This is a genomic window from Pseudomonas sp. IPO3747 (genome assembly GCF_013385245.1).
Taxonomy (GTDB): domain Bacteria; phylum Pseudomonadota; class Gammaproteobacteria; order Pseudomonadales; family Pseudomonadaceae; genus Aquipseudomonas; species Aquipseudomonas edaphica.
Genome location: NZ_JACAQL010000009.1, coordinates 417,362 through 444,361, shown reverse-complemented (window position 1 = coordinate 444,361; position 27,000 = coordinate 417,362). Strand labels below are relative to the sequence as shown.

Sequence of the window (27,000 nt, the reverse complement as noted above, 5' to 3'; positions counted from 1 at the left end):
CGCGTTAAATCGTAGATCGAGCCCTCTAATCCGCCTTAAACAGGCGTTTCCACCAGCAAAGCATCCACGCGCTGGAAGCCACGCGGCAGTTTATTACCCCGTCGGCCACGCTCACCCTTGTAGTGTTCAAGGTCGTCGGGGCGCAGTGACAGCGTGCGCTTGCCAGCCTGGAGCACCAGGGTAGAGCCTTCCGGGATCACGGCGATGTCGGTCACGTACTCTTCGCGACTGGCCACGCGCTCCCCGGGAATCCCGATAATCTTGTTGCCCTTGCCTTTACCCAACTGCGGCAAATCGCTGATCTTGAACACCAGCAAACGCCCTTCGGTAGTCACCGACGCCAGCCAGTTGCTCTCGCGGTCCTCCACGGTGCGCGGCAGGATCACCTTGGCGTTGTTCGGCAAGCTCAACAACGCTTTGCCCGCCTTGTTCTTGGCCTGCAGGTCTTCACCCTTGACCACAAAACCGTAACCCGCGTCGGAGGCGATCACGTACAGCGAATCGTCATCCGGCAGCAGCACGCACTCGAAATTCGCCCCCGGTGGCGGTGTGAGACGCCCGGTCAGCGGTTCGCCTTGGCCACGTGCCGATGGCAAGGTGTGCGCCGGCACCGAATAGCTGCGCCCGGTGGAGTCGATAAACACCGCAAACTGGTTGGAACGCCCGGCCGCAGCGGTCTTGAAACCATCGCCAGCCTTGTACGAGAGGCCGGTGGCGTCAATATCATGCCCTTTGGCGGAACGAACCCAACCCTTTTCCGACAGAACGACGGTAATTTTCTCGTTAGGCAACAGTTCGGTTTCTGTCAGGGCTTTCGCTTCTGCGCGCTCGACGATTGGCGAGCGGCGATCATCGCCATAGGTTTCGGCGTCTTTGATCAGTTCGCTGCGCACCAGCTTCTTGAGCTTGGTTTCGCTACCCAACAGGGCTTGCAGCTTGGCTTGCTCCTTGAGCAGCGCGTCTTGCTCGTCGCGCAACTTCATCTCTTCGAGCCGCGCCAACTGACGCAAGCGGGTGTCGAGGATGTAGTCGGCCTGGATCTCGCTCAGTTCGAAACGCGCGATCAGCTCGGCTTTCGGGTGCTCGGCGGTGCGGATGATGTGGATCACTTCATCCAGGTTGAGGTAAGCGATCAGCAAACCATCCAACAGGTGCAGGCGGCGCTCAACCTTGTCGAGACGAAATTGCAGGCGGCGGCGCACGGTCTGTACGCGGAACTCCAGCCATTCCACCAGCAGGTTGCGCAGGTTTTTCAGCTGTGGCTTGCCGTCCAGGCCGATGATGTTGACGTTGACCCGGTAGCTGGACTCAAGGTCGGTGCTGGCGAACAGATGCTGCATCAGCACTTCGTGGTCGACCCGGCTGTTGGTCGGGATGATCACGATGCGGCAGGGGTTTTCGTGGTCGGACTCGTCACGCAAGTCAGCCACTTGCGGCAATTTCGACGGTTTGGCCTGCATCAGCGCGGCAATCTGCTCCAGCACCTTGGCACCGGACACCTGATGCGGCAGTGCGGTGACAATAATGTCGCCGTCTTCAATGTGGTAAACCGCGCGCATGCGCACCGAGCCCTTGCCGGTCTCGTACATCTTCAGCAGGTCGGCACGCGGCGTGATGATTTCCGCTTCGGTCGGGTAATCCGGGCCTTGAATATGTTCGCAGAGCTGCTCGACCGTAGCTTTTGGCTCATCGAGCAAACGCACGCAGGCAGTCGCGACTTCGCGCAGGTTGTGCGGCGGCACGTCAGTGGCCATGCCGACCGCGATGCCGGTGGTGCCATTGAGCAGGATATTCGGCAAACGCGCCGGCAACACCAGCGGTTCGTCCAAGGTGCCGTCAAAATTCGGCCCCCAGTTCGCAGTGCCCTGGCCCAACTCGCTCAGCAGCACTTCCGAGTAACGCGACAGGCGCGCCTCGGTGTAACGCATGGCGGCGAAGGACTTGGGATCATCCGGCGCACCCCAGTTACCCTGGCCATCCACCAAGGTGTAGCGGTAGCTGAACGGCTGGGCCATCAGCACCATGGCTTCGTAGCAGGCCGAGTCGCCGTGCGGGTGGAACTTACCAAGCACGTCACCGACCGTACGCGCCGATTTCTTGTGCTTGGAATCTGCGTCCAGGCCCAACTCACTCATGGCGTAGATAATGCGCCGTTGTACGGGCTTAAGGCCGTCGCCGATATGCGGCAAGGCACGGTCCATGATCACGTACATGGAGTAGTTGAGGTAGGCATTTTCGGTGAAGTCAGCCAGCGATCGGCGTTCTACGCCATCTAAGCTGTCTGCGAGGATGTCACTCATGCGGGCCTCATCATTGTTTGGTCTGGCGCAGCAGCATGGTGCCGCTGCGCTGGGTAAATTCAAGTTGTTTCAATGCACTCATGCCCAGCAGTACCTGCTCACCGCCCAAGCCCGGCGCTACCAGCGCGCGGACGTCCTGCAGGACAATATCGCCCAGCTTCAGGCGATCAAGGCTGGTGCGGTAGCCCTGGCTACGCCCATTGGCGGTGCTCAAGGTCACGGGCAGGCCGCGCTTGAGCCCGAGGCGGTCGGCCAATTCGGCCGGCACCGCCACATCGGTCGCGCCGGTGTCGAGCATAAACTCCACCGGCGATCCGTTGATTTGGCCGCTGGCGACAAAATGCCCTTGGCCGTTGCCCAGCAATTTTACTTCGATGTAACCCTCATGCTGCTCTGAGGTCACCACCGCATTGGGGTTTTCCTGACGCGCTTCCCACTGCCCAAAAAAACGCGTGGCCAAAAACAGCCCGGCGCCCCATGCCACGAACATCAGTACACGTCCGGCACGTTTGCCGGGCGGCGCTGCCGTCATGGTTGGGCGCCCCAGCCACCGGCCGGCGCGGCAAAACGATAGACCACCGGGCGTTTTTCACCGTCGGCACGCGGGCCAAAATTATTGTCGATACCCAACCACACACCTTCGGCATCCACCACCAGGGCTTCGGCCAAGCCATAAGGCTGGGCATAACGCCGGTTCGGTGTCAGGGTTTCGTCGGCAAACGACCAGCACAGCTCGACTTTGGCCGTGACCGCATCGCGCCGGCAAATCTGGAACGCATTGCGCTCCAGGGTAAACAGCTTGCCGTTGAACAGCGCCAGGTCGGCAAAGTCCTTGGACACCGCCTTGGCGTTGGTGAACTGTGCCGGTTGCACTTCCTGGCCGGCCTCGCTCAGCAACACACAGGGCCCATCGCAATCCCACACGCTCTGGCCACGCTTGATCGAGATCAACCCTCGTCGCTCTCGCTCGGCGGCCAGCCAGATCTGATTGCCTTCGGGGTTGATCGCCAAACCTTCGAACAAGGCATTGAAGTGCAACAACATCCCACTGGCCCGCGCTTCGCGGACCATACCCGGAGCAATCTTCAACCATTGCGGCCCACCGCTCACCGGCACTTGCAGCACCGCCGCATGGGCTTCACTGACAATGTAGCGGTTGCCGGCGGCGTCACAGGTGATGCCTTCAAAATCCAGGTCGCCGCCACGAATGAACGACGCAGCCTTGGTGCGCGAACGCAAACCCCAAGGCAGGCCGGACTCGGGCACCGGTGGCACCTCGATCTTCACGGTTTCGGCCTTCCAGGTCGGCGCGCTGATATCGAGGCGGTAAATCTGGTCGTCATCGCGGTCGGAAACCGTCCACAGGTCCTGGCCACACAGCGCCAGGCCCGACAGGTTGCCACCGCGCATGCCGTCCACCGGGTGTTCGGAGACCAGTTTAAGCTCAGCCACGGGCGCGGCCACCCCTTGGGTGGCCACCAACCCGCTCAACATCAGGATCGCCAGGGCGAAACCTGTGCGCATCAGCCCAGCACCTCGGCCAGGTTACCCTTGGACTCCAGCCAGGCTTTGCGGTCCGGCGCACGCTTCTTCGCCAGCAGCATGTCCATCATTTCCGACGTGCCGGCGAAGTCTTCCAGGGTCAACTGCACCAGGCGGCGAGTGTTCGGGTCCATGGTGGTTTCGCGCAACTGCGGCGGGTTCATCTCACCCAGGCCTTTGAATCGCGTGACCTGTGGCTTGCCGCGTTTCTTCTCGGCCACCAGGCGGTCGAGGATGCCATCGCGTTCGGCTTCGTCCAGGGCGTAGAAAATCTCTTTGCCCAGGTCGATACGGTACAACGGCGGCATGGCGACGTAGACGTGGCCGGCATCCACCAACGGGCGGAAGTGCTGCACAAACAGCGCACACAGCAAGGTGGCGATGTGCAAACCGTCGGAGTCGGCGTCGGCGAGGATGCAGATCTTGCCGTAGCGCAGCTGGCTCATGTCCGCCGCGCCCGGGTCTACACCAATCGCCACGGCGATGTTGTGCACTTCCTGGCTGGCCAGGACTTCGCTGCCGTCGACTTCCCAGGTGTTGAGGATCTTGCCGCGCAACGGCAGGATCGCCTGGAACTCTTTGTCCCGCGCTTGCTTGGCGGAACCGCCGGCGGAGTCACCTTCGACCAGGAACAGCTCGGAGCGCATCGGGTCTTGCCCGGCGCAATCGGCCAATTTGCCTGGGAGTGCCGGGCCTTGGGTGATGCGCTTGCGCTCGACTTTCTTGCTGGCCTTCAGGCGACGACCGGCGTTGTTGATCGCCAGCTCCGCCAGGGCCAGGCCCAGTTCCGGGTGCTCGTTGAGCCATAGGCTGAACGCGTCCTTGACCACACCGGAGACAAACGCCGCCGCCTCGCGGGACGACAAACGCTCTTTGGTCTGGCCGGAGAACTGCGGCTCCTGCATCTTCATCGACAGCACGAACGCGATGCGCTCCCACACGTCTTCCGGCGCCAGCTTCACACCGCGCGGCAACAGGCTGCGGTATTCGCAGAACTCGCGCATGGCGTCCAGCAAACCCTGGCGCAAACCGTTGACGTGGGTGCCGCCCTGGGCGGTGGGGATCAGGTTGACGTAGCTTTCCTGCACGCTGTCGCCACCTTCGGGCAACCACAGCAGCGCCCAGTCGACGGCTTCCTTATTCCCCGCCAGGCTGCCGCAGAACGGCTCGTTAGGCAGGCGTTCAAAGTCGCTGACCGAGTCTTCCAGGTAGGAGCGCAGGCCATCTTCGTAGTGCCATTCGACCTTTTCGCCGGTGCCTTTGTCTTCAAAGCTGACCAGCAGGCCCGGGCACAATACCGCCTTGGCCTTGAGTACATGCTTGAGGCGGCTGATGGAGAATTTTGGCGAATCGAAGTATTTCGGGTCCGGCGCGAAGTACACGCTGGTGCCGGTGTTGCGCTTGCCAACGGTACCGACGACCTCCAGGTCGGTGGCTTTGTAGCCATCGGCAAAGGTCATCTGGTACTCGTTGCCGTCGCGCTTGACCTTGACCCGCACCAGGGTCGACAGGGCGTTGACCACGGAAATACCCACACCGTGCAAGCCACCGGAGAACTGGTAGTTCTTGTTGGAAAACTTGCCGCCCGCATGGAGCTTGGTAAGGATCAGCTCGACGCCCGACACACCCTCTTCCGGGTGAATGTCCACCGGCATGCCGCGACCATCGTCGGACACTTCCAGGGAATGGTCGGCGTGGAGGATGACTTGTACCGACTTGGCATGCCCGGCCAAGGCTTCGTCGACGCTGTTGTCGATGACTTCCTGGGCAAGGTGGTTCGGCCGACTGGTGTCGGTGTACATGCCGGGGCGTTTGCGCACCGGGTCGAGGCCCGAGAGGACTTCGATGGCGTCGGCGTTATAAGAGCTAGCGCTGGGAGTGGCCATGGGGTCTCGTCGTGAGTCGTTCGATTAAAAAGTGCCCCTGGACTTTACAGTGCTGCAAAGTCGAAGGATTGATACTGATCTGCGCCAATGCCGGCAAAACTCAACATGGCCGGCAATTGCTGGGCGAACCCCTGGTAACCATGGTCGCCACCGGCCTGGATGCGCAAGGCACAGGCCCGGTAATACTGCTGGGCGAGGCGATAATCCAGGGTTTCATCCCCGGTCTGCAACCACACTTGATAACGCGCGGCATCCTGGGGCGCCGGCACTTCCAGTTCGGCCAGGGCCGTGACGTGGTCGTGGGTCAGCTCCCAGGTTTCATCGGTGTAGAGGTTCTTCTGGGTGCCCAGGTAACCGTCAAACATCCGATGCGGGCTGACCGCCGGGTTCACCAGCAGCGCCTTGAGGCCATGGCGTTCGGCAAGATGGGTTGCATAGTAGCCGCCGAGTGAGCTTCCCACCAGCAGCGGCCGCCCCAGTTCCGCAATGGCCTCTTCCAATTGAGGAATCGCCTGACGCGGGTGGTGATGCAGGGCCGGCACACGCAATTGGTCGCTCAAACCGAGGCTGTCCATCACGGTGCTCAACTGGGTGGCCTTGTTGGACGCAGGCGCGCTGTTGAAACCGTGGATATATAGAATCGACGCGGACATGCCGGGCTCTCCGTGCATCAGCCAAAGAGGCGCAGTTTACAGGGAATACAGGCAGAAGCGGATCGAATGTGGGAGCTGGCTTGCCTGCGATGGCGGCGGATCAGTTAGCTATTGATTAACTGGCACACCGCTATCGCAGGCAAGCCAGCTCCCACATGTTGATAAGTGTTTGCAACGTATTAGTAGCCGTTGCTGCCGTAATCGACGGTAAATTCGAATCCTTTTACCCGCTCCACGCCCGTCTCCAACCGTCCGTCGGCATGCAATCGCAGCCAGCGATACCCCGGCGCCTGCTCGCTGACCTTGAAGTCCTCGCTGCCCGGCGCGAACTGGATACAGGTGGACGGCGACGCCAGCAGGCGCACGTCGTTGCGCTCGCGGTCGATTTCCTGGTGCACATGGCCCCACAGCACCGCTTTTACCTGTGGGAAACGGTCGAGTACGGCAAACAGGGCTTCAGGGTTGCGCAGGCCGATGGGCTCCATCCACGCACAACCGATGGACACCGGATGATGGTGAAAACACACCAGATGATGACGGTTTGGCGCCTCACTCAGGGCTTGGGCGAGCAATTGCAATTGCGAATCCTGCAAATAACCGGGGACCGAGCCCGGAACCGCCGAATCCAGCAGGGTGACGCGCCAATTGCCGATATCGACCACCGGCTCGAGCAAATCGCTGTGCACCGCCGCGTGGGCCATGATCTGCGGCTCGTCGTGGTTGCCAGGAATCCAGCGCGCCGGCGCGTCGATCTGCCGAGTCAGGTCGCGAAATAGCTGGTAAGACTCAAGCGTGCCGTCCTGGGACAAGTCTCCCGTGGCCAGCACCAAATCGATCTGCGGCTGTTGCTCGCGCACCAAACCAATCACCCGCTGCAGGCTGTCGCGGGTGTTCATGCCCAGCAGCGAACCGTCGGCCTCGGCAAACAGGTGGCTGTCGGACAACTGCACCAGCAGCACCGACGCATCAGGGTTCACAGCGGATACGCTCGGCAAGGCGCTCTCCCAAGGCAATCACAGGAATGGATAGATAGCGCGATTATGCTGGGGCAGGACACAAAGAGGAAAGACGCAGTTCACATCTAGCGCACGACTTCGAATTCATGGCCCAGGGCCAGGCAGTGACTCAACCATTCGCCGAGGAACACATTGAGTTGTGCTTTCTCATCGGGCTGGTGCATGAACACATTCGGATAAGGATAGATGCTGCGAAAGCGTCGCGCGTGTTCTGCGCTGATGACTTCGGCCATGCGCGCATCGTGATACACCTGAACCTCCAGCTGCGGCACCGGCAGCCAGGGCAGGCTGTGCTCCTGGCGCACCCGCAGGGTGGTGGTGTACGGGCAGTTGACGATGACCTCAAGGGTCAGCACGCCCAGCATCTGGTCGCCATGGGTCACGGCAATACGCCGCGCCTCGGGGGCGTGACGCATGTCGGGGAGCAGGCGCATCAGCCGCGCATAATTGGCCTCGCAGGCGGCTTGCAGCCCGATCAGGTCAACCCGGTATCGTTCCCGTGCCTTTACTGCCATAACCCCCTCACTTCCGCGCGATTAAGCGCAAGCCATTGCAGGGCGATAATGCTGGCTGCGTTGGAAATTTTGCCGTCACGCACCGCTTGCAGGGCATCTTCAAAGGCCCAGGGGGTGACGCGGATATCTTCTGCTTCTTCTTCCAGTCCATGGACGCCACCTGCACCTGAGCTGTCGCAACGACCGAGGTACAAGTGCACGAATTCGGTACTGCCACCGGGTGACGGGAAATATTTGGTGATCGGCCACAGCGCAGAGAACGTAAGGCCAGCTTCCTCCTCGGCTTCGCGGTGTGCAACCTCCTCCGGTTGTTCATCCTTATCAATCAGCCCCGCGACCATTTCCACCAGCCACGGGTTGCCGGTACGGCCCATGGCGCCGATACGGAACTGCTCGATCAACACCACTTCATCGCGCTGCGGGTCGTAGGGCAGCACGCACACCGCATCATGACGCACAAAGACTTCACGATTGATCACCCGGCTCATGCCGCCATCGAACTTCTCGTGGCGCAGTTGCACGCGATCAAGCTGGTAAAAGCCCTTATAGGCATTGTCGCGCTGAACGATCTCGATGGTGTTCGGCGTCGATTTGGCAATGTCCGTCATATCCTTCCTCGTTACGCAGGTGCAATTCGCGCCATCCTAACGCGCCCATGGCCCTTGATGCAGCCCCTTTCCGGTTGCCGGGATAGACGGCGAGCGTCAAACTCACTCTAATCAGCTTAGTGGCGAACTGACGGCTTTGTTCGCAGTCGAAGCGCTACTCTTTTTCGCTTTCCATCGATTTCCGAAGGACGCACATGTCGCTTTTAAAAATCGCCTCCGTGGCCTGTATTGCCTTGACTCTGGGCGCTTGCCAGAGCCTGTTCCAGCCCAGCTACCTCAAGCCCCTGGACACCAAGCCGGACACTTCCGAACAAATCAAACCCGGCTGCAACAGCCCGGAATGCCCACTGGTGAACATCGACACCGTGCACTTCCCCAGCGAGCCGCAGTTGGACAGCATTGTTGAGCAACGCCTGCTGCAAATGACCCGCACCACGCCCGGCGCCAGCGTGCCGCCGACCCTGAATGCCTACCGCGACAAGTTCCTGCGCGAGTCGCCGAACCGCAACAGCATGTACTTGCAAGCCAAGGTACGTGAGCAGCATGACGGACTGGTGATCGTTGAAGTGTCCAGTTATCTGGATACCGGCACCGCCCACGGCGCGCCCGGCCGTGGTTTCATTAACTATTCACGCCTGCTGCACAAAGAGCTGAGCCTGGCCGACATGTTGCTGCCGGGCCAGGAACAGGCGTTCTGGAACACCGCGAAAGTCGCCCACAACAGCTGGCTGATCAATTCGCAGATGGACCGCGACCCGGAGTTCGTGAAGAGCTGGCCGTTCCAGAAAACCCCGAACGTGGCCCTGACCAGCGCCGGTGTGGTGCTCAAGTACAACGTGAGCACCATCGCCCCTTACGCATTGGGGCTGATCGAAATGACCATCCCCTACGCGCGCCTCACCGGCGTGCTCAAGCCTGAGCTGATGCCTGCGCGCCACTGACCGCACGCCCTAACACCAGCTGTAACAACCCTGCCAGTACCAGTGCCGGCAGGGTTGCGCCGATATCCGGATACAGGTTGGCCAGCACGTGATAGGTGGCGATGCCACCCAGCCAGGCCACCAGCGCCGGCCAATGCAGGTTGGCAACCGTGCCCTGGCCACGCCGGCGCAGGATAAAGTGATCCACCAGCACCACGCCGAACAGCGGCGCAAACACCGAGCCGATCAGCAGCAGGAAGTTCTGATACTGCGCCAGCGGCGCCAGGCAGGCGATCAAGGTGCAGATCACACCGATGGCCAAGGCCAGGTGCTCGACCTTCAAGCGCAACAGAATCCCGCTGGACACTGCCGCCGAGTGAATATCGGCAAAGGCGTTTTCCGACTCGTCCAACAGGATCAGCAGCAACGGAATGCCCAAGCCAGCACCGGCCAGCGCCAGCAACAGCGCATTCACTTCACCACTGGGCGCAAACGCCAGGGTGTAGGCCACGCCCAGGCTCATCAGCCAGAAGTTACCGATAAAGAAGCCCAACGCCGTACCGCCGAACACGCTTTTGGCGCGCTGGCCGAAGCGTGAGTAGTCGGCGATAAGCGGCAACCACGACAGCGGCATGGCGATGGCAATATCAAAGCCCACCGCAAACGGCATCGAGCCGTCACCGGACTTGGCCCACAACGCCGTGAGGTCAGCCTTGGCGAACAGGTTCCAGGTCAGCCACAGGCAGGCGGCGAGCAGCAGCCAGATGCCCCATTTACGCAGGATCTGGCGCACGAATGTCAGCGGCCCGCTGACCGCCAGCAACGTCGCCAAGCCACCGAAAAACAGGGTCCACAGCAATGGGCTGGCGAGCAGGCTGCCCTCGCTGAACGCGCGGGTGCCCAGCAAGCTGGCGGCGTCGCGCATCACGATGATCTCGAACGAGCCCCAGCCGACCAGTTGTAAAAGGTTCAGCAGTGCCGGCAGGCTCGCGCCCTTGGCGCCGAGGCTGAGTTTGAGCGCGGCCATGGCGGACAGGCCGGTGTCGCTGCCGATCACACCGACGGCGGCCAGCAGCAACACACCGACCAGCGTGCCGAGAAAAATCGCCAGCAACGAGCCGGACAAGCCCAGGCCCGGCGCGAGCAAGGCGCCGGTTTGCAGGACCATCAGGCCGATGCCAAGGGAGAACCACAGGGAGAACAGGTCGCGGGCGCCGAACACGCGTTTGTCAGCCGGCACCGCGATTTCAGGGGAGTAAGTACTCGGTTGAATGCTCAAGGGTGTTATCTCTGAGGGACATGATCGTTCCCACGCTCTGCGTGGGAATGCCGCTAAGGACGCTCTGCGTCCGCCTTTGTGACGCAGAGCGTCACGGGATGCATTCCCACGCTGAGCGTGGGAACGATCGTGGATGTCAGACCTTCTTGTACAGCTGACTGCCTTCCTGCTTGAACCGCTCCGCCTGCTCGGCCAAGCCCTTGGCCACGTCCACATCCACCGCTTCAATGCGCTGGTTGGCGGCGTACTCGCGTACTTCCTGGGTAATTTTCATCGAGCAGAATTTCGGCCCGCACATCGAACAGAAGTGCGCGACCTTGGCCGAGTCCTTCGGCAAGGTTTCATCGTGATACGAACGCGCGGTGTCAGGGTCCAGGCCGAGGTTGAACTGGTCTTCCCAGCGGAACTCGAAGCGCGCCTTGCTCAAGGCGTTGTCACGAATCTGCGCGCCCGGATGCCCCTTGGCCAAGTCCGCAGCGTGCGCGGCGATCTTGTAGGTGATGATCCCGGTCTTCACGTCATCCTTGTTCGGCAAACCCAAGTGTTCCTTGGGCGTGACATAGCAGAGCATGGCGCAACCGAACCAGCCGATCATCGCCGCACCGATACCCGAGGTGATGTGGTCGTAGCCCGGTGCGATGTCGGTGGTCAGCGGGCCGAGGGTGTAGAACGGCGCCTCGTCGCAGCATTCGAGCTGCTTGTCCATGTTCTCCTTGATCAACTGCATCGGCACGTGGCCCGGGCCTTCGATCATGGTTTGCACGTCGTGCTTCCAGGCGATTTTGGTCAGCTCGCCGAGAGTTTCCAGTTCGCCGAATTGCGCAGCATCGTTGGCGTCGGCAATCGAGCCTGGACGCAAGCCGTCGCCAAGGGAGAAGCTGACGTCATAGGCCTTCATGATTTCGCAGATTTCGTCGAAATGCGTGTAGGTAAAGTTCTCTTTGTGGTGCGCCAGGCACCACTTGGCCATGATCGAACCGCCACGGGACACGATGCCGGTCACGCGTTTGGCAGTCAGCGGCACATAGCGCAGCAGCACGCCTGCGTGGATGGTGAAGTAGTCGACGCCCTGCTCGGCCTGTTCGATCAGGGTGTCGCGGAACAGCTCCCACGTCAGGTCTTCGGCGGCGCCGCCGACTTTTTCCAAGGCTTGATAGATCGGAACGGTGCCAATCGGCACCGGCGAGTTGCGGATGATCCACTCGCGGGTTTCGTGGATGTGCTTGCCAGTGGACAGGTCCATCACCGTGTCCGAACCCCAGCGAATTCCCCAGGTCAGTTTCGCCACTTCTTCTTCAATGGACGAACCCAACGCACTGTTGCCGATATTGCCGTTGATCTTCACCAGGAAGTTACGGCCGATGATCATTGGCTCCAGTTCGGTGTGGTTGATGTTGGCCGGGATAATCGCGCGGCCACGGGCGATTTCTTCGCGCACAAACTCAGGCGTGATGATTTTCGGCACGCTGGCGCCGAAGCTGTGACCGGCGTGCTGCTGGTCGAGCAGGCCACTGGCACGGGCTTCTTCAAGCTTCATGTTTTCGCGGATGGCGACGTATTCCATCTCGGCGGTAATGATGCCTTTGCGCGCGTAGTGCATCTGCGTGACGTTGACACCTGCCTTGGCGCGGCGCGGGTTCTTCACGTGGGCAAAGCGCAGTGCGGTGAGCTCAGCATCGCTGAGGCGCTGTTGGCCAAAGTGCGAACTCAGGCCGCTCAGGCGCTCGGTGTCGCCACGCACTTCGATCCACGGCGAACGCACATCACCCAGGCCTTTGCGCACGTCAATGATGACGTTGGGGTCGGTGTACGGGCCGGAGGTGTCGTACACCACCACCGGTGCGTTGATTTCACCGCCGAAATCGGTGGGCGTCACGTCCAGGCTGATTTCACGCATCGGCACACGAATGTCCGGGCGAGTGCCTTGCACGTAGATTTTTTGCGAGCGGGTAAACGGCTGCACGGAGCCGGAGTCGACTTTGGCCGATTCACTCAGGTGCACGGTATTTTTTAATTTTTGGCTTTTTAATTCAGTGCTCATCACGGGCTCTCCAACTTATCCAGGCGGTGGATTTTTGTCGGAGCGAACCTGTGACGGATGGACGCACTGAAACCAGTGCTGTGCAAGGCACGAGCGCTGTTCGATTGTCGAACAACATCCCGGACGAAGCACAAGAGGACTCGCCGGGTGACGAGAAATCTTGTTCCCTACGCAGGCGTTAACCTGATCAGGTTCAACGGGATCCGGTATTTACCGATCTCAGCCTTCCAACAAGGCACCCCGACAAGAACGCGGCCAGTCTAGACCATGGTGTGGGCAAATTGCCAATAGCGGTGTATTCAGCGTGATGAATGGCGTGATTGCGGGATTGTTGCGCGGGGTCAGCGCCACTAAACTCGGGCGTCGTCACAATGCTTGACGCCAGGAATGGCCAGCCTTAGCCTTGGGCGCTTAATTACAGTCGTAATATTCACACTAGGGATCGCCTCATGCTGCGCAAACTCTCACTGGCTCTTGCCGTGTCTTGTGCGACCAATGGAATGGTCTGGGCAGCTGAAGCGCCCTTGTCCGCCAAAACCGACTTGGTCAGCGTCTACCAGGAAGCGGTGAACAACAACGCCGACCTGGCCGCCGCCCGCGCTCAATATGGCGCGCAAAAAGAAGTGGTGCCCCAGGCTCGCGCCGGTTTGCTGCCGAACCTGTCGGCCGGCGCCGACAGCAATAACGTGCGCACCCAGATCGACCAACCGGCAGCCACCGTCAACCGTGACGCGCACTCCTGGCGTGCAACCTTGAGCCAGCCGCTGTTCCGCGCTGATCGCTGGTTCCAGCTGCAAGCCGCCGAAGCCGTCAACGAACAAGCTTCGCTGCAACTCTCGGCGACTGAACAGAACCTGATCCTGCAAAGCGCCGAAAGCTACTTCGCCGTGCTGCGCGCCCAGGACAACCTGGCGTCGACCAAGGCCGAAGAAAACGCCTTCAAGCGCCAGCTCGACCAGTCCAACGAACGCTTTGATGTAGGCCTATCGGACAAGACCGACGTGCTGCAATCCCAGGCCAGCTACGACACCGCCCGCGCCAACCGCATCGTCGCCCAACGCCAGGTGGACGACGCCTTTGAGGCGCTGATCACGCTGACCAACCGCCAATACAACGCGATCCAGGGCATTGTGCACACGCTGCCGGTGCTGCCACCGGCGCCGAATGACGCCAAATCCTGGGTCGAAACCGCCGGCCGCCAAAACCTGAACTTGCTGGCCAGCAACTACGCCGTGACCGCTGCCGAAGAAACCCTGCGCCAGCGCAAGGCCGGCCACCTGCCAACCCTCGACGCCGTGGCGCAATACGAAAAAGGCGACAACGACGCGCTGGGTTTCAGCAACCCGAACCAATTGCCCGTGCCGTACGGTGGTGATGTGTCTCAGCGCACCATCGGCCTGCGCCTGAATATCCCGATCTACAGCGGCGGTTTGACCAGCTCGCAAGTGCGCGAATCCTATTCACGCCTCGACCAGACGGAACAGCAACGCGAAGGCCTGCGCCGCCAGGTGGTGGAAAACACCCGTAATCTGCACCGCGCGGTGAACACCGATGTGGAACAGGTGCAGGCGCGCCGTCAGTCGATCATCTCCAACCAGAGCGCGGTGGAAGCCACGGAAATCGGCTATCAAGTGGGTACGCGCAATATCGTCGATGTGCTGGATTCACAACGCCAGCTGTACTCGTCGGTGCGCAACTACAACAACAGCCGCTACGACTACATCCTCGACAACCTGCGTTTGAAACAGGCTGCGGGCACGCTCAGCCCTGGGGATTTACAGGACCTGACGCGTTACCTCAAGGCTGATTACAACCCGGACAAGGATTTCCTGCCGCCGGATCTGGCCAAGGCCGCCGCCGAGCAGCTCAAAGCCCGCCCCGGGTATTAACAACACAGCAAAACCAATGTGGGAGCTGGCTTGTGTGGGAGCTGGCTTGCCTGCGATGCAGGCAACTCGGTACATCAGTCATACCCAGTTGATGCTATCGCAGGCAAGCCAGCTCCCACATTTTGGTCCGCGTTGGTTCAGTGATTGAGCAGTTTGTCCAAACCGTCCAGTAAGCGTTTGAGCGCACCCTGGTTGGCCTGCATCACCTTCAATCCCGCCTCTGCCATCTTGCGCGCATCCTGCGGCAGTTCGAACAACTGCCGCACGGCTTCTGCCAAGCCTTGCGCATCATCCACCTCACGCAACGCCCCGGCCTCACGCATCATCGCGCTGATTTCGAGGAAGTTGAACAGGTGCGGCCCCATGATCACAGGCTTGGCCAACGCCGCCGGTTCCAGCGGGTTGTGGCCGCCGGTAGGCACCAGGCTGCCGCCGACGAAGGCGCTGTCGGCCAAGGCGTAAAGGAATAGCAGCTCGCCCATGGTGTCACCGAGCAGCACGGAGGTCTGCGCCGTCACCGGTTCAGTGCTGGAGCGGCGCACCGTGGCAAAGCCTTGTTGCTCGCACAACTCGAACATCGGCCCGAAGCGCTCCTGATGACGCGGCACCAGAATCAGCAGCGCGTTGGGGTAACTTTCGAGCAGTTGGCGATGGGCGGCCAGCACCACTTCATCCTCGCCTTCGTGGGTGCTGGCGGCGATCCACACCGGGCGCTCGGTGGCGCCCCATTGCTCGCGCAAGGCGGCGGCACGCACCGGCAGTTGCGGATCGATGGTCAGGTCGAACTTGATCGAGCCGGTGACTTCAACGGTTTGTGGTCGTGCGCCCAGGCTCAAAAAACGCTGGGCTTCGGTTTTTGTCTGCACCGCAAACAGGCTCATCTCGGCCAGCATCGGCGCGGTCAGCTTGGCGAAGCGCGCATAACCTTTGGCCGAACGCGCCGACAGCCGCGCATTGGCCAGCGCTACCGGAATACCACGCTGGGCGCAGGCGTGGATGTGGTTGGGCCACAGCTCGGTTTCCATGATCACGGCGAGCCTGGGCTGCACACGATCAAGAAAGCGCTTGGCGGCGCAAGGCAAGTCATAGGGCAAGTAGCAGTGCTGAATGCGCGGTTCATTGGCGAACAGCGCCTGGATACGCTCCGAGCCGGTGGGCGTCATGCAGGTAACGGTAATCGGCAGCGTCGGGTGGCGCTCCATCAACCCGCGAATCATCGGCGCGGCCGCGATGCTTTCGCCCACCGACACCGCATGCACCCAGATCCCGCCCGGCTGCATCACCGGCAGGCCATAGGAAAACCGCTCGCCGATACGTTTTGCATACGCCGGCGCCTTGCGCGCGCGCAGCCACAGACGTAAAGCCACCAACGGCAGCGCCAGGTAAAACAGACAGCTGTAGAGAGTTCTATTCATGGCGGCGGAGTTTATCGGCTTTTTCAGTCGATCGCCTGCAAGCACTCGGCAAATCGCTCGGTCAGGAAGCGTGCGGCCGGGCCCAAGTGCTCGTCGCGGCGCCAGACCAGCTCCACCACCAGCGCCGGCGGCGTCCATTCGCTGTCCAGCTCGACCATCTGCTGTTGATAGGCCGGGTACTGCACGATGTGCCGAGGCAGCCAGGCCCAGCCCAGGCCACTCATCAGCCATTCGGCCAATACGTAGAAGCTGTCGGCACGCCACACCAAGGGGCTCGCGGCTTCACTGCCGGGGTACACGCTGGTCTGGGTCGACATCAGCAGTTGCCGAAACTGCGCCAGGCGCTGGCAAGTCACGTATTTGTCCTGGGCCAGCGGATGATTCACGCCGCACACCGTGACCATTTCCACGCTGCCCACCACCCGCCGCTCAAGCGCTTCGGGGATCTGGTCGTGATAGAACAGCAAACCCAGGTCGGCCTTGCGCTCCACCAGCTTGCGCGCCACATCGCCTTGCGCGGCGCTGGACAGTTGTACTTCCAGCAGCGGGTATTGCCGGGCCAACGCTTCAAGGCTGTCGAGCACCGGCTGAAATAACATGGCTTCGTCCTGGGCCAGGCGCAGGCAGGCTTCTTCACCACGGGTCAGCGACAACGCCCGACCATTGAGCCGTTCACATTGGCGCAGCACCTCACGCGCTTCTTCCAGCAACACACTGCCGGCTTCAGTCAGACGGGGCTGACGGCCGCTGCTGCGCTCGAACAGGCTAAGCCCAAGGTCCGCTTCCAGCAGGGCAATTGCGTTACTCACCGCCGATTGCGCCTTGCGCTGCCCACGCGCCACCGCCGAAAACGAGCGCTGCTCGGCGACGCTGACAAACAGGCGCATCTGTTCCAGGTTCCATTGCACGCTCATGACTCAACCCATCTTTAAATCGGATATGTAATGACTTTATCTCATCTCGCGAAGGGTTAAAATGCGGACCTAATCAAGCACGTATCACACCGAGGATTCCCCCATGAATGTTGCCTACGTTTACCTGGCCATTGCCATTTGCTCGGAAGTGATCGCGACCGTTTCCATGAAAGCCGTCAAGGGCTTGAGCACGCCGATTCCGCTGTTGCTGATGATTGTGGGGTATGGCGTGGCCTTCTGGATGCTCACGCTGGTGGTGCGCACGGTGCCGGTGGGCATTGCCTATGCGGTCTGGGCCGGACTGGGCATTGTAATGGTCAGTATCGCCGCGCTGTTTATCTACGGGCAGAAGCTGGATGTACCGGCAATGCTGGGCATGGGCCTGATTGTGCTGGGTGTGGTGGTGATTCAGCTGTTCTCGAAAACCGCCGGGCACTGACCGCCACGCTACAGCCTGTATACTGCGCCTCTTGTCTTGAACACTGAGGTCGCCGATGCCATCCGTTATTTCCACCGACGTTCTGATTGTCGGCGCCGGGGTTGCCGGCCTCTGGCTTAACGCACGCCTGCGCCGCCAGGGGTTTTCCACGGTGGTGGTGGAAAGCGCTACCTTGGGCGGCGGGCAAAGCGTGAAGTCCCAAGGTATCATTCACGGCGGCGCGAAATACGCCCTGCACGGCGCCCTCACCGGCGCGTCCGAAGCCATTGCCGACATGCCGCGCCGCTGGCGCGAAGCCCTGGCGGGTAACGGCGAGTTGGACCTGACCGGCGTGCGCTTGCTCTCCGAAGCCCATTACCTGTGGTCGCCCGGCACGATCGCCGGCAACCTCACCAGCTTCTTCGCCAGTAAAGCCGTGCGTGGCCGCGTCGATCAGGTCAAGGGCGACGAATTGCCGCCAGCCCTGCAGGACCGTCGCTTCAAGGGCAAAGTCTATCGCCTGGCCGAACTGGTCATCGATGTGCCCAGCCTGATCGAACGCCTGGCGCAATTGGCCGGCGACGGCTTGCTCGCCGGGCAACACATCGAACCGCTGCTTGAAGGCGATACCTTGGTGGGCCTGAAGGTCGATGGCCGCGAGATCCGCGCCCAGCGCATCGTGTTGAGTGCCGGTGGCGGCACCGCTGAGTTACTGACGGCCCTGGGCCTCAGCCAGCCCGCCATGCAAACCCGCCCATTGCATATGATCATCGCCAAAGGCCCGGGCCTGAAGCCGCTGTATGCGCACTGCCTGGGCGGCGGCACCAAGCCGCGCCTTACCATCACCACTCACCCGGCTGCCGACGGCAACTGGGTGTGGTACATGGGCGGCGATATCGCCGAGGCGGATGGCGTGGCCCGCACACCACAAGAACAGATCGCCACTGCGCAAAAAGAGCTGGCGCAGTTACTGCCGTGGATCGACATGAGCCAGACCCAATGGGCCACCCTGCGTGTCGAGCGTGCCGAGCCGCTGCAATCGGGCCTGAGCCGCCCCGACAATGCCTTCCTCGCCGAACAGGGCCGCTTGCTGGTGGGCTGGCCGACCAAACTGGCGCTGGCGCCGGACTTCGCCGATCGTGTACTCAACGCCCTGGAACGCGACGGCATTCGTCCAAGCGCCAGCGACGCGCTGCCCGAGCTGCCAAAACCGACCCTCGGCCAACCTGCCTGGGAGCAACTGTTGCCATGAGCCTGCCAACCCTGCACGACCTGCATCGACCACTGGGCAGCACCGGCCTGCTGGTCTCGCCGCTGGGCCTGGGCACCGTCAAGCTGGGCCGTGATCAAGGGGTGAAATACCCCAACGGCTTCCAGATTCCCAATGACGACGAAGCACGGATGTTATTGCGCCAGGCCCAGCAGTTGGGCATCAACCTGATCGACACCGCGCCAGCTTACGGGCGCAGTGAGGAACGCCTGGGGCCACTGCTACGCGGCCAGCGCAACGACTGGGTGATTGTCAGCAAGGTCGGCGAAGAGTTTGCCGACGGCGTGTCCCATCACGATTTCAGTGCCGCGCATACGCGCATGTCCATTGAGCGCAGCTTGAAACGACTTGAAACGGATTTCATCGATCTGGTGCTGGTGCATTCTGACGGCAATGACCTGCATATCCTCAATGATTGCGAGGTGTACGAGACCCTGGCGCAGCTGAAAAAAGAGGGCAAGATCCGTGGTTTCGGCTTCTCCGGCAAAACCGTCGAAGGTGGCGTGAAGGCTCTGGAACAAGGTGATTGCGCGATGGTCACCTACAATCTGAATGAACAGGCCGAGAAAGCCGTGATCGATTACGCCGCCGCCCACGGCAAAGGCATCCTGGTGAAAAAAGCTCTGGCCAGCGGCCACGTGTGCCTTGAGCCAGGAATGGATCCAATTCATGCCAGTTTCATGCTGTTGTTTGCGCAAACGGGCGTCGCCAGTGCTATTGTCGGGACCATTAATCCGCTGCACCTGGCCCACAACGTGGCGACCGCTGCCCAGGTCATTCGTCAACTCTGATGCCGCCCACGCGGCCGACCCCGTCGCAAGAAGGAGCCGACATGCCGCGAACGCTGATTAGAAAAAACCCCAGTAACTTCAAGACACTGCCGCTGCACGTCGAAGCCACCCCCGAAGGCCTGAGTTACCAGAGCGTGGGCATGCCGCTCAACTTCGCCCAGACCCTGCAACGGCGCAAGCCGGTGGAGGTGGCAAACCCTGAACGTTTCGCCCTGGAACTGGCCAACCTCGGCGTGTCGGTGCGCCTGACCCTGCATTGGCAGAACAAGGATTACTGGGTACTGGTGCGCCAGCGCCGCCAGGACCGTGGCGACGTGGTGCTCAAGCTGATCTCCGGCTACGTACCCGCCCACGAACTGAACCTGCCGCTGCACACCGCCATCCAGGAAATTGCCGAAGAATGCCTGCTGGAGACGCCCGAAGGCTGGCTGGGCGGGCGCTTCAATGACACCTGGCTGCCCGCGCCCTACTCCGCCGCGCTGCATTACCGTGAAGCCCTGCCGTTTCGCTTGAGCCCGCTGTCCGGCGCCGCTCGCCCGGTGCGCTGCGCCACCATGCAACTGATCGAGCGCCCACGGGCTTACGTGCATTTGCCCACGGCGTCGCTGCAGCTGATTTATGACCTGCGCCTGGAAGTGCCCAAGGAAGCCAAATCCCTCAGCCTGTTCCATGTCGATGAACGACTGGAAGGCGACCAACTGGTGGCGCGCCTCGACCGCCAGCGCCCGGATTTGTACCTGATGCCATTGAAGGACGGCCAGCCGCTGGCCGAGCTGTACACCGTCAAGAAAGACCAGCTATACCCGGCCAGCACACGCGGCTTGTACCTGGCGGAAAGCTTCGCCCAGCAGGAAGGCTGGCTGGTGCGCGATGAGCGCATTCGCTGGAAGGATTGGCTGCGCCAACAAGGCCTGGCGGAGCCTGAGAAGGAGTCGAAGTTGAAGCGATTGGCGCAACGGGTGCTGCGCAAGATCGTGCCGAAGAAAAAGGCCAAAGGCTGACGCAAATCCAATGTGGGAGCTGGCTTGTGTGGGAGCCAGCTCCCACACAAGCCAGCTCCCACAGATGACCGAGGTCAGCCGTTAAGCAAGCGCTCCAGGCCGACCTTCAGCGGCGTCGGCTCCGGCAGCGTAAAGCTCGCCAACAGGCGCTGGTTATTCGCCCGCGAATGGCGGATATCACCCGAGCGCGCCGGCCCGTAAGTGATCACCGGCAACTGCCCCACCACCTCTTCCAGCGCCTGAAGCACCTGCTTGAGCGTGGTCGTGCGGTTCCATCCCACGTTGATCGCACCCAGTGGCGCTTCGGGCGCTTCGATGGCCTGGACCAGCACATCCACCAGGTCTTCCACGTACATGAAATCCCGGGTTTGCTCGCCGTCGCCAAACACGCTGATCGGCACACCCTGCTGCACACGCTCGCTGAAGATACTGATCACGCCGGAATACGGCGATGACGGATCCTGGCGTGGCCCGAAAATGTTGAAGAAACGGAAAATCACCGGTTCCAGGCCATGCTGGCGGCGATAGAAATCAAAGTAGTGCTCACCCGCCAACTTGTCCGACGCGTAAGGCGTCAGCGGCGCCTTGGTGGTGTCTTCGTCAATCGAAGCACCCTCGCCGTTGTTGCCATACACCGCCGCGCTGGAGGCAAACACCACGCGCTTCACGCCAGCCTTGCGCATGGCTTCGCAGACATTCAGGGTGCCGACGAAATTGCTCTGGTGCGTGCTCACCGGATCATCCACCGAGGCCTGCACTGAAGCCACAGCAGCCAGGTGCACGACGGCGGCGGCGCCGACGGCGGCTTGCGCCACCAGCTCGGCATTGGCGACATTACCTTCAATCAGTTGTACGCGCGGGTTATCCAGCGGCAAATTGCTGCGTTTGCCGGTGGACAAGTCATCCAGCACCCGCACGGCATAGCCTTTGGCAAGTAGCGCATCGACCAGGTGCGAGCCGATAAAGCCGGCACCTCCGGTGATCAACACCCACTTTTCAGCATTACTCATTGTTGCGGATCTTCTCGACAATGGCTGTGGTCGAGCTGTTCTCAACCAACCCCAGCACTTTGACCGTACCACCGTAAGCGCTGACGATATCGGCGCCTACGACTTGATCGACGGAGTAGTCGCCACCCTTGACCAACACGTCCGGCTTGACTTGGGCCAACAGGTTTTCCGGGGTGCCTTCAGAGAAGCTGATCACCCAGTCGACTGCGCCGAGACCTGCCAATACGGCCATACGCCGGTCAACACTGTTGATCGGACGGCCAGGCCCCTTCAAGCGGCTGACGGAGGCATCGTCGTTGACCGCGACGATCAGGCGGTCGCCTTGGGCGCGCGCCTGTTCCAGATAAGTCACGTGGCCAGCATGCAGGATGTCGAAGCAGCCGTTGGTGAACACGATGCTTTCTTTGTGGGCACGGGCGTCGTCGATGGCCAGCAGCAATTGCTCGATGCCCAGCACGCCGCGCTCCGAGCCTTCGGAACGCTGGATCGCCCGGCGCAGCTCGGGTGCGCTGATAGCCGCGGTACCCAGTTTGCCCACCACAATACCCGCCGCCAGGTTGGCCAGGGCCACGGCGTGGGGCAGTTCTTCACCCGCCGCAATCGAGGCGGCCAGGGTGGAGATGACGGTGTCACCGGCACCGGTGACGTCGAACACTTCACGGGCACGGGCCGGCAGGTGCATCGCCGGGTGGTCCGGGCGCAGCAGGGTCATGCCGTGCTCGCCACGGGTCACCAGCAAGGCGCCCAAGTCGAGATCGGCCATCAACGCCGCGCCTTTGGTCACCAGCTCATGCTCATCGGCGCAACCGCCGACAATGGCTTCGAACTCACTGAGGTTTGGTGTGATCAGGCTGGCGCCCCGATAAATCGAAAAGTCCTTGCCCTTGGGATCGGCCAATACCGGAATGCCGCGGGCCTTGGCGGCCTGGATCAGCATCTGGTGGTTTTTCAAGGCGCCTTTGCCGTAGTCGGACAACACCAGCACCTTGATACCTTCGAGCAGCGCGTCGACCTGGCCGCTGAGGGCCAGGGCGTCGGTGGCGAAGGGTTCTTCGAAATCGATACGCAGCAATTGCTGGTGACGGCTCATGACCCGCAGCTTGACGATGGTCGGCTGATGGGCAATGCGCTGGAACAGCGCGCGCACACCGGCACCGCGCAGGCTGTTGGCCAGGCTGTCGGCGGCTTCGTCGTCGCCGGTCACACCCACCAGGGAGGCCGGGGCGCCGAGGGCGGCAATATTGAGGGCAACGTTGGCAGCGCCACCTGGACGGTCTTCGATTTGCTCGACCTTGACTACCGGTACCGGTGCCTCAGGGGAAATCCGTGAGGTACCGCCATGCCAGTAACGGTCGAGCATGACATCGCCGACCACCAAGACAGGGGCTTGATCGAATCGCGGCATGGACAACTTCATGGAGCAACCCACATACAAAATGAACAGGGGCGCGATATTAGCACAGGGTTATGGGAGGCTTGTGGAGGGTGTGCACAGAAGATCCCGGGGAACCTTTGTGGCGAGGGAGCTTGCTCCCGCTGGAGTGCGAAGCACTCCTGAATGCGGCACCGCGTTTTAACAGAGAAACACAGTGTTGTTCTGGGGCGACTACGTCGCCCAGCGGGAGCAAGCTCCCTCGCCACAAGAGCCCGCTCCCACAAGGTTTAGGTGATGTCGGCCGGCACCGGGGCATCCAGGCCCATGGCATGCAGGCGGGCGTAGTAGCCGTTCTGGGCCAGCAGCTCGGCGTGGCTGCCGCGCTCGACGATCCGACCGTCGTCCATCACCAGGATCAGGTCGGCCTTCTCGATGGTGGACAGGCGGTGGGCAATTACCAGGGTCGTGCGACCCTGCATGACCTTGTCCAGGGCCGCCTGAATGTGGCGCTCGGATTCGGTGTCGAGCGCCGAGGTGGCCTCGTCGAGAATCAGCAGTGGCGCGTTCTTCAGCAGGGCCCGGGCAATGGCCAGGCGCTGGCGTTGGCCGCCGGACAGCAGCACGCCGTTCTCGCCCACCTGGGTATCGAAGCCTTTCGGCAACTGGTCGATGAAATCCTTGGCGTAAGCATCCGCCGCCGCCGCTTCAACGTCGGCCCGTGGCGCGCCGGCCAGGTCGCCGTAGGCGATGTTGTTGGTCACGGTGTCGCTGAACAGCGTGACATGCTGGGTTACCTGGGCAATATGCTTGCGCAGGTTAAGCAGCTTGTAGTCTTCGACCTCTACGCCGTCGAGCAGGATTTCGCCGCTTTCGTGGTGGTAGAAACGCGGGATCAGGCTGGCCAGTGTGGACTTGCCGCTGCCGGAACGGCCGACCAGGGCGATCATCTGCCCGGGCTCTGCGGTGAAGGTGATGTCCTTGAGCACATGGCGCTCGGTGCCTGGGTAGGTGAAGTTCAGGTTGCGCACTTCCAGGCGGCCACTGACCTTGTCGCGCTCGACGCTGCCGCGGTCGACTTCCTGCTCTTCGTCCAACTGTTCGAAAATGCTTTCAGCACCGGCCACGCCTTTCTGGATGGTCGAGCTGACTTCCGACAGTTGGCGGATCGGCTTGGGCAACAGCCCGGCCAACGTGATGTAAGCCACCATGTCACCGGCCGACGCGTCACCGCGAAGGTAGAGCACCAGGAACATCAGCACCGCCATGGCGGTATAGATCACCAACTGCAGCAACGGGGTGTAGATGGCCCCGGTGCGGGTCATGCGCAGTTGCTTGTCGGTGTTGCCCTGGCTGGCCTTGAAGAAGCGTTTCTCCTCGTAGACTTCACCGCCGAAGCTGCGCACCACGCGATAGCCCTGGATGGTTTCCGAAGCCACGTGGGTCACATCGCCCATGGCCACCTGGATCTTCTTGCTCTGCTTGCGGAATTTCTTGCTGGCCGTGCTGACCATCACTGCAATCAACGGCAGGATGGCGATCATCACCAGCGTCAGGCGCCAGTTCATGAACAGCAGCGAGGCAAACAGGAAGATCACCGTCATGCCTTCGCGAATCACCACCTTGATGGCATCGGTGGCCGCCCCCGTAACCATGGTCACGTTGAAGGTGATGCGCGAAATCAGGTGCCCGGAGTTGTGGTTGTCGAAATAACGGTTGGGCAGCGTCAGCAGGTTGTTGAACAGCTGCACACGCAAGTCGTGAACCAGGCCCAGGGAAACCTTGGCCAGCAAGTAGTTGCCCAGGAACGAACCCAGGCCCTGCCAGGCGGCGATCAAAATGATCAGCAACGGCACGGCTTGCAACAATTTCATGTCACGCAGGAATGGGACGCTGGGGAACAGCACGGCGTCAGGATTGGATAGGCCGTCGACAAAGTACTTGAGGATGTACCCCAGCATAGGCTGGGTCGACGCGAAAATCAGAAATCCGACAATACTCAACGCGAACAAGCCGGCGTAAGGCTTAACGTACATGAGCAGGCGGAAGTATATTTTCAAGCTCGAAGGGCTTGCGCTCGGACTGGAGTCGGTCATATCACGCGGCGTTTTGAAAAAGGAGGCTGACTTTAGCACAGCTTCTCTGTTGTACTTGCACCCGGCTTGACCCGCGGCCCGGCTGGATCCAACGGGCGACATTATATAGCCACTGCCTTAACATGGTCGGCTTTCTCTATTCTGGAACGGCTTTACTGTATGCACTCCAAGCGCCTTACCTATGGCACAAATCGCGTTTTCGACTTCCTGGTCCTCTGGATTTTGCCCATTGGCTTATTGTTGCTTCTGAGTTCGCTGTTTTTCGTCAACAATCGCAATGTCATGCACCGCGGCTTCTATATTTTCTTTGCCCTGCCGGCCTTGCTCCTGCTGTGCCTGCGCCCACGTGAGCTCAAAGAGCTACTGCGCGAGCCGCTGGTGCTTGCCTTCACAGCATTTTGCGCATGGGCAATGATCACGGTGCTCTGGAGCCCGGAACCCACCGGCGACTCCAACCTGTTCAAGATCCCGTTGCAGACGTTCATGTTGTTTGCCGGCTGCGGGCTGCTGCTGCATTACCGCAATGACCTGTTCAAGCCGATCTTCTTCAGCGCCGCCGTGATTGCGCTGGTGGTGACGCTGTTAAACCTGGTGGCATTCGTCAAAGGCTTCGAGCCGAGCATGCGCATGATTGGCGGCCTCGGCGCCTTGGACAACCCGCTGCTCAGTTCCCACCTGTTCGGCTTTTTCTGCGTGTATTGGCTGTACCTCTGCGTCACCACCAAACGGCTACGGGTACTGTGGCTCAGCGCACCCGCCCTGGCGGTCATGACCCTGGCAATTCTGGCCACCGGCTCCAGGACGCCATTGGTTGCACTGGTGATAGCAGTCCTCTGGATGGGCCTGCTCAGCCGCAATCGGCGCTCGGCGCTGATGGTTGCCGCCCTGGTGCTGGCGGCCGCCGGCTTGCTGCTGTTTTACCCGCAACAGATCACCGAGCGCGGCAGCTCATTCCGCTTCGAAATCTGGCAAATCATCCTCGACCGCATCGCCGATCATCCATGGCTTGGCCACAGCTACGACTCCGAACTGTATGTGAAACCTGCCAACTACGATTTTGAACCACTGCGCGAGCCCCACAGCTTTGCCTTGGGCGTGCTTTATTACGTCGGCATCATCGGCTTTATCCCGTGGATCTTCATGCTGAGCCGCGGGCTGTACGCAGGGCTCAAGGAACGCGCGCAGCCGCTGTTTATCCTGACTTCCTCGCTGCTGGCCTACGGCATCGGCGCGGGGCTTACCGAAGGCGGTGGCATCCTGTCGCGGCCCAAGGAGCACTGGTTCCTGCTGTGGATCCCCCTCGCACTGATCGCCGGCCTGAGCATCGCCAAGCGGCGCCATAGCCTGCTGCGCATTGCGGTGAGCACGCCCAAGCCACAGGTGTTCAAAGCCCTGTGCGAAGGCGCGCATATCGTCGAGGAAGATGGCCTGGGGCCTAAAGTCCTGCGCCTGGGCAATGGCAGCTTCCTCAAGCTGTTCAGGGCTCGACGCTGGTACACCTCGGGCACATTCAACCCGTACTCGGAACGGTTTGCCTGCAACAGCGAACAGCTCCAGGCACTGGGCATTACAGCACCGCCGATCCTCGACCTGTACAGCCTGCACGACGGCAGCACCGCCGTGCGTTACCAGCCACTGCCGGGCCTGACGTTGCGCCAGGCCTTGCAAAGCCTGGACAGCAGCCTGCGCGAATCGCTGATCGAACGGTTTGGGCGGTTTATGGCCCAACTGCACGAACGCGGTGTCTACTTCCGCTCCCTGCACCTGGGCAATGTGCTTCTGTTGGAAGACGGCGAGTTCGGCCTGATCGACGTGGCGGATATGCGCGTCTATCCGTCAGCGCTGCGCAACACGCTGCGCCAGCGCAACCTCAAGCATATGCAACGCTATTCGCAGGATCGCAATTGGTTGTTCGAAGCTCACTTCGAGCAATTGGCCAAGGGCTATGCCTCGGTGGCTTCGCCGCACGCCACGCAGAAAATCCGCGAGCAGGTACTGACACTCGCCCGCCCCGCGGCCTGAGGTCGTATTCGGCGCAAATAGATGTGGGAGGGGGCTCCCACA

The 27,000-nt window shown here is 61.3% G+C and carries 22 protein-coding genes and 1 riboswitch; of the genes, 7 read left to right on the top strand and 15 right to left on the bottom strand.

What is annotated here, in order from left to right:
* Positions 1 to 35: 35 nt before the first annotated feature.
* The 8 genes from parC to HX790_RS15115 all read right to left on the bottom strand — a co-directional run bounded on the left by parC (position 36) and on the right by HX790_RS15115 (position 8,520).
* The gene (gene parC / locus HX790_RS15150) at positions 36 to 2,300 is read right to left on the bottom strand and encodes a DNA topoisomerase IV subunit A (RefSeq protein ID WP_017138479.1); all 2,265 of its coding nucleotides are present in this window, start codon (positions 2,298 to 2,300) and stop codon (positions 36 to 38) included.
* Between the two features lie 10 nt (positions 2,301 to 2,310).
* The gene (locus HX790_RS15145; protein WP_017138480.1) at positions 2,311 to 2,832 is read right to left on the bottom strand and encodes a TIGR02281 family clan AA aspartic protease; all 522 of its coding nucleotides are present in this window, start codon (positions 2,830 to 2,832) and stop codon (positions 2,311 to 2,313) included.
* A complete protein-coding gene (locus HX790_RS15140) occupies positions 2,829 to 3,824 on the bottom strand; it encodes an esterase-like activity of phytase family protein (RefSeq protein WP_176991755.1) in 996 nt (331 codons plus the stop codon). The genes HX790_RS15145 and HX790_RS15140 overlap by 4 nt, the downstream gene beginning before the upstream one ends.
* Positions 3,824 to 5,728, bottom strand: a complete 1,905-nt coding sequence (gene parE, locus HX790_RS15135; protein WP_099548087.1) for a DNA topoisomerase IV subunit B — start codon at positions 5,726 to 5,728, stop codon at positions 3,824 to 3,826. Before parE ends, HX790_RS15140 begins: the two co-directional genes overlap by 1 nt.
* Positions 5,729 to 5,772: 44 nt before the next feature.
* Positions 5,773 to 6,381, bottom strand: a complete 609-nt coding sequence (locus HX790_RS15130) for a YqiA/YcfP family alpha/beta fold hydrolase (protein WP_099548086.1) — start codon at positions 6,379 to 6,381, stop codon at positions 5,773 to 5,775.
* Between the two features lie 179 nt (positions 6,382 to 6,560).
* Positions 6,561 to 7,376 carry a 3',5'-cyclic-AMP phosphodiesterase gene (gene cpdA / locus HX790_RS15125; protein WP_099548085.1) on the bottom strand — a complete coding sequence of 272 codons (816 nt, stop codon included), beginning with the start codon at positions 7,374 to 7,376 and terminating at the stop codon, positions 6,561 to 6,563.
* Between the two features lie 86 nt (positions 7,377 to 7,462).
* Positions 7,463 to 7,912, bottom strand: a complete 450-nt coding sequence (locus HX790_RS15120; RefSeq protein WP_017138485.1) for a DUF1249 domain-containing protein — start codon at positions 7,910 to 7,912, stop codon at positions 7,463 to 7,465.
* Complete coding sequence (locus tag HX790_RS15115) at positions 7,903 to 8,520, bottom strand: NUDIX domain-containing protein (protein WP_017138486.1); 618 nt, start codon at positions 8,518 to 8,520, stop codon at positions 7,903 to 7,905. The genes HX790_RS15120 and HX790_RS15115 overlap by 10 nt, the downstream gene beginning before the upstream one ends.
* A 194-nt stretch (positions 8,521 to 8,714) precedes the next feature.
* Between HX790_RS15115 and HX790_RS15110 the strand changes: the two genes are divergently transcribed.
* A complete protein-coding gene (locus HX790_RS15110; RefSeq protein WP_017138487.1) occupies positions 8,715 to 9,461 on the top strand; it encodes an RsiV family protein in 747 nt (248 codons plus the stop codon).
* Here HX790_RS15110 and cytX read toward each other — a convergent pair.
* Both cytX and thiC read right to left on the bottom strand, forming a co-directional pair.
* Positions 9,430 to 10,719: a putative hydroxymethylpyrimidine transporter CytX gene (gene cytX / locus HX790_RS15105; protein WP_176991754.1), complete on the bottom strand. Its 1,290-nt coding sequence runs from the start codon at positions 10,717 to 10,719 to the stop codon at positions 9,430 to 9,432. The two genes, HX790_RS15110 and cytX, sit on opposite strands and share 32 nt — an antisense overlap.
* 136 nt (positions 10,720 to 10,855) lie before the next feature.
* Positions 10,856 to 12,760: a phosphomethylpyrimidine synthase ThiC gene (gene thiC / locus HX790_RS15100; RefSeq protein ID WP_176991753.1), complete on the bottom strand. Its 1,905-nt coding sequence runs from the start codon at positions 12,758 to 12,760 to the stop codon at positions 10,856 to 10,858.
* A 147-nt stretch (positions 12,761 to 12,907) separates the two neighbouring features.
* A riboswitch (TPP riboswitch) is annotated at positions 12,908 to 13,013 on the bottom strand.
* A 196-nt stretch (positions 13,014 to 13,209) separates the two neighbouring features.
* On the opposite strand from thiC, the gene HX790_RS15095 reads away from it, so the two are divergent.
* The gene (locus HX790_RS15095) at positions 13,210 to 14,649 is read left to right on the top strand and encodes a TolC family outer membrane protein (RefSeq protein ID WP_026013800.1); all 1,440 of its coding nucleotides are present in this window, start codon (positions 13,210 to 13,212) and stop codon (positions 14,647 to 14,649) included.
* A gap of 137 nt (positions 14,650 to 14,786) precedes the next feature.
* On the opposite strand, the gene waaA is transcribed toward HX790_RS15095, so the two are convergent.
* Together waaA and HX790_RS15085 are read right to left on the bottom strand one after the other, a co-directional pair.
* Entirely contained in the window at positions 14,787 to 16,064 is a 1,278-nt protein-coding gene (gene waaA, locus HX790_RS15090) for a lipid IV(A) 3-deoxy-D-manno-octulosonic acid transferase (RefSeq protein ID WP_017138491.1), read from the bottom strand.
* Between the two features lie 23 nt (positions 16,065 to 16,087).
* Entirely contained in the window at positions 16,088 to 16,978 is an 891-nt protein-coding gene (locus tag HX790_RS15085) for a LysR family transcriptional regulator (RefSeq protein ID WP_017138492.1), read from the bottom strand.
* Between the two features lie 103 nt (positions 16,979 to 17,081).
* On the opposite strand from HX790_RS15085, the gene HX790_RS15080 reads away from it, so the two are divergent.
* From HX790_RS15080 to HX790_RS15065, 4 genes are read left to right on the top strand one after another with little or no spacing between them, the layout of a single operon-like run.
* Positions 17,082 to 17,417 carry a multidrug efflux SMR transporter gene (locus HX790_RS15080; protein ID WP_017138493.1) on the top strand — a complete coding sequence of 112 codons (336 nt, stop codon included), beginning with the start codon at positions 17,082 to 17,084 and terminating at the stop codon, positions 17,415 to 17,417.
* A 55-nt stretch (positions 17,418 to 17,472) separates the two neighbouring features.
* Entirely contained in the window at positions 17,473 to 18,648 is a 1,176-nt protein-coding gene (locus tag HX790_RS15075) for an FAD-binding oxidoreductase (protein ID WP_138450524.1), read from the top strand.
* A complete protein-coding gene (locus HX790_RS15070; RefSeq protein WP_138450526.1) occupies positions 18,645 to 19,457 on the top strand; it encodes an aldo/keto reductase in 813 nt (270 codons plus the stop codon). Before HX790_RS15075 ends, HX790_RS15070 begins: the two co-directional genes overlap by 4 nt.
* 41 nt (positions 19,458 to 19,498) lie before the next feature.
* Positions 19,499 to 20,458 carry a hypothetical protein gene (locus HX790_RS15065; RefSeq protein ID WP_017138496.1) on the top strand — a complete coding sequence of 320 codons (960 nt, stop codon included), beginning with the start codon at positions 19,499 to 19,501 and terminating at the stop codon, positions 20,456 to 20,458.
* A 74-nt stretch (positions 20,459 to 20,532) separates the two neighbouring features.
* On the opposite strand, the gene HX790_RS15060 is transcribed toward HX790_RS15065, so the two are convergent.
* From HX790_RS15060 to msbA, 3 genes are all read right to left on the bottom strand, one after another.
* On the bottom strand, positions 20,533 to 21,468 hold the full coding sequence (locus HX790_RS15060) for an NAD-dependent epimerase/dehydratase family protein (protein WP_176991752.1): 936 nt from the start codon (positions 21,466 to 21,468) through the stop codon (positions 20,533 to 20,535).
* Positions 21,461 to 22,885 carry a bifunctional D-glycero-beta-D-manno-heptose-7-phosphate kinase/D-glycero-beta-D-manno-heptose 1-phosphate adenylyltransferase HldE gene (gene hldE, locus HX790_RS15055; RefSeq protein ID WP_017138498.1) on the bottom strand — a complete coding sequence of 475 codons (1,425 nt, stop codon included), beginning with the start codon at positions 22,883 to 22,885 and terminating at the stop codon, positions 21,461 to 21,463. Before hldE ends, HX790_RS15060 begins: the two co-directional genes overlap by 8 nt.
* A gap of 245 nt (positions 22,886 to 23,130) precedes the next feature.
* Positions 23,131 to 24,936 carry a lipid A export permease/ATP-binding protein MsbA gene (msbA, locus tag HX790_RS15050; RefSeq protein WP_017138499.1) on the bottom strand — a complete coding sequence of 602 codons (1,806 nt, stop codon included), beginning with the start codon at positions 24,934 to 24,936 and terminating at the stop codon, positions 23,131 to 23,133.
* Between the two features lie 159 nt (positions 24,937 to 25,095).
* Here msbA and HX790_RS15045 point away from each other — a divergent pair, with 159 nt between their 5' ends.
* Positions 25,096 to 26,958: a bifunctional O-antigen ligase/aminoglycoside phosphotransferase family protein gene (locus HX790_RS15045; RefSeq protein WP_176991751.1), complete on the top strand. Its 1,863-nt coding sequence runs from the start codon at positions 25,096 to 25,098 to the stop codon at positions 26,956 to 26,958.
* The last annotated feature ends 42 nt before the right edge of the window (positions 26,959 to 27,000 follow it).

Coding starts and splice junctions, on each gene's coding strand:
- parC (WP_017138479.1), bottom strand. CDS start 2,300: ATGAGTGACATCCTCGCAGACAGCTTAGATGGCGTAGAACGCCGATCG.
- HX790_RS15145 (WP_017138480.1), bottom strand. CDS start 2,832: ATGACGGCAGCGCCGCCCGGCAAACGTGCCGGACGTGTACTGATGTTC.
- HX790_RS15140 (WP_176991755.1), bottom strand. CDS start 3,824: ATGCGCACAGGTTTCGCCCTGGCGATCCTGATGTTGAGCGGGTTGGTG.
- parE (WP_099548087.1), bottom strand. CDS start 5,728: ATGGCCACTCCCAGCGCTAGCTCTTATAACGCCGACGCCATCGAAGTC.
- HX790_RS15130 (WP_099548086.1), bottom strand. CDS start 6,381: ATGTCCGCGTCGATTCTATATATCCACGGTTTCAACAGCGCGCCTGCG.
- HX790_RS15120 (WP_017138485.1), bottom strand. CDS start 7,912: ATGGCAGTAAAGGCACGGGAACGATACCGGGTTGACCTGATCGGGCTG.
- HX790_RS15115 (WP_017138486.1), bottom strand. CDS start 8,520: ATGACGGACATTGCCAAATCGACGCCGAACACCATCGAGATCGTTCAG.
- HX790_RS15110 (WP_017138487.1), top strand. CDS start 8,715: ATGTCGCTTTTAAAAATCGCCTCCGTGGCCTGTATTGCCTTGACTCTG.
- thiC (WP_176991753.1), bottom strand. CDS start 12,760: ATGAGCACTGAATTAAAAAGCCAAAAATTAAAAAATACCGTGCACCTG.
- HX790_RS15095 (WP_026013800.1), top strand. CDS start 13,210: ATGCTGCGCAAACTCTCACTGGCTCTTGCCGTGTCTTGTGCGACCAAT.
- waaA (WP_017138491.1), bottom strand. CDS start 16,064: ATGAATAGAACTCTCTACAGCTGTCTGTTTTACCTGGCGCTGCCGTTG.
- HX790_RS15085 (WP_017138492.1), bottom strand. CDS start 16,978: ATGAGCGTGCAATGGAACCTGGAACAGATGCGCCTGTTTGTCAGCGTC.
- HX790_RS15080 (WP_017138493.1), top strand. CDS start 17,082: ATGAATGTTGCCTACGTTTACCTGGCCATTGCCATTTGCTCGGAAGTG.
- HX790_RS15075 (WP_138450524.1), top strand. CDS start 17,473: ATGCCATCCGTTATTTCCACCGACGTTCTGATTGTCGGCGCCGGGGTT.
- HX790_RS15070 (WP_138450526.1), top strand. CDS start 18,645: ATGAGCCTGCCAACCCTGCACGACCTGCATCGACCACTGGGCAGCACC.
- HX790_RS15065 (WP_017138496.1), top strand. CDS start 19,499: ATGCCGCGAACGCTGATTAGAAAAAACCCCAGTAACTTCAAGACACTG.
- HX790_RS15060 (WP_176991752.1), bottom strand. CDS start 21,468: ATGAGTAATGCTGAAAAGTGGGTGTTGATCACCGGAGGTGCCGGCTTT.
- hldE (WP_017138498.1), bottom strand. CDS start 22,885: ATGAAGTTGTCCATGCCGCGATTCGATCAAGCCCCTGTCTTGGTGGTC.
- msbA (WP_017138499.1), bottom strand. CDS start 24,936: ATGACCGACTCCAGTCCGAGCGCAAGCCCTTCGAGCTTGAAAATATAC.
- HX790_RS15045 (WP_176991751.1), top strand. CDS start 25,096: ATGCACTCCAAGCGCCTTACCTATGGCACAAATCGCGTTTTCGACTTC.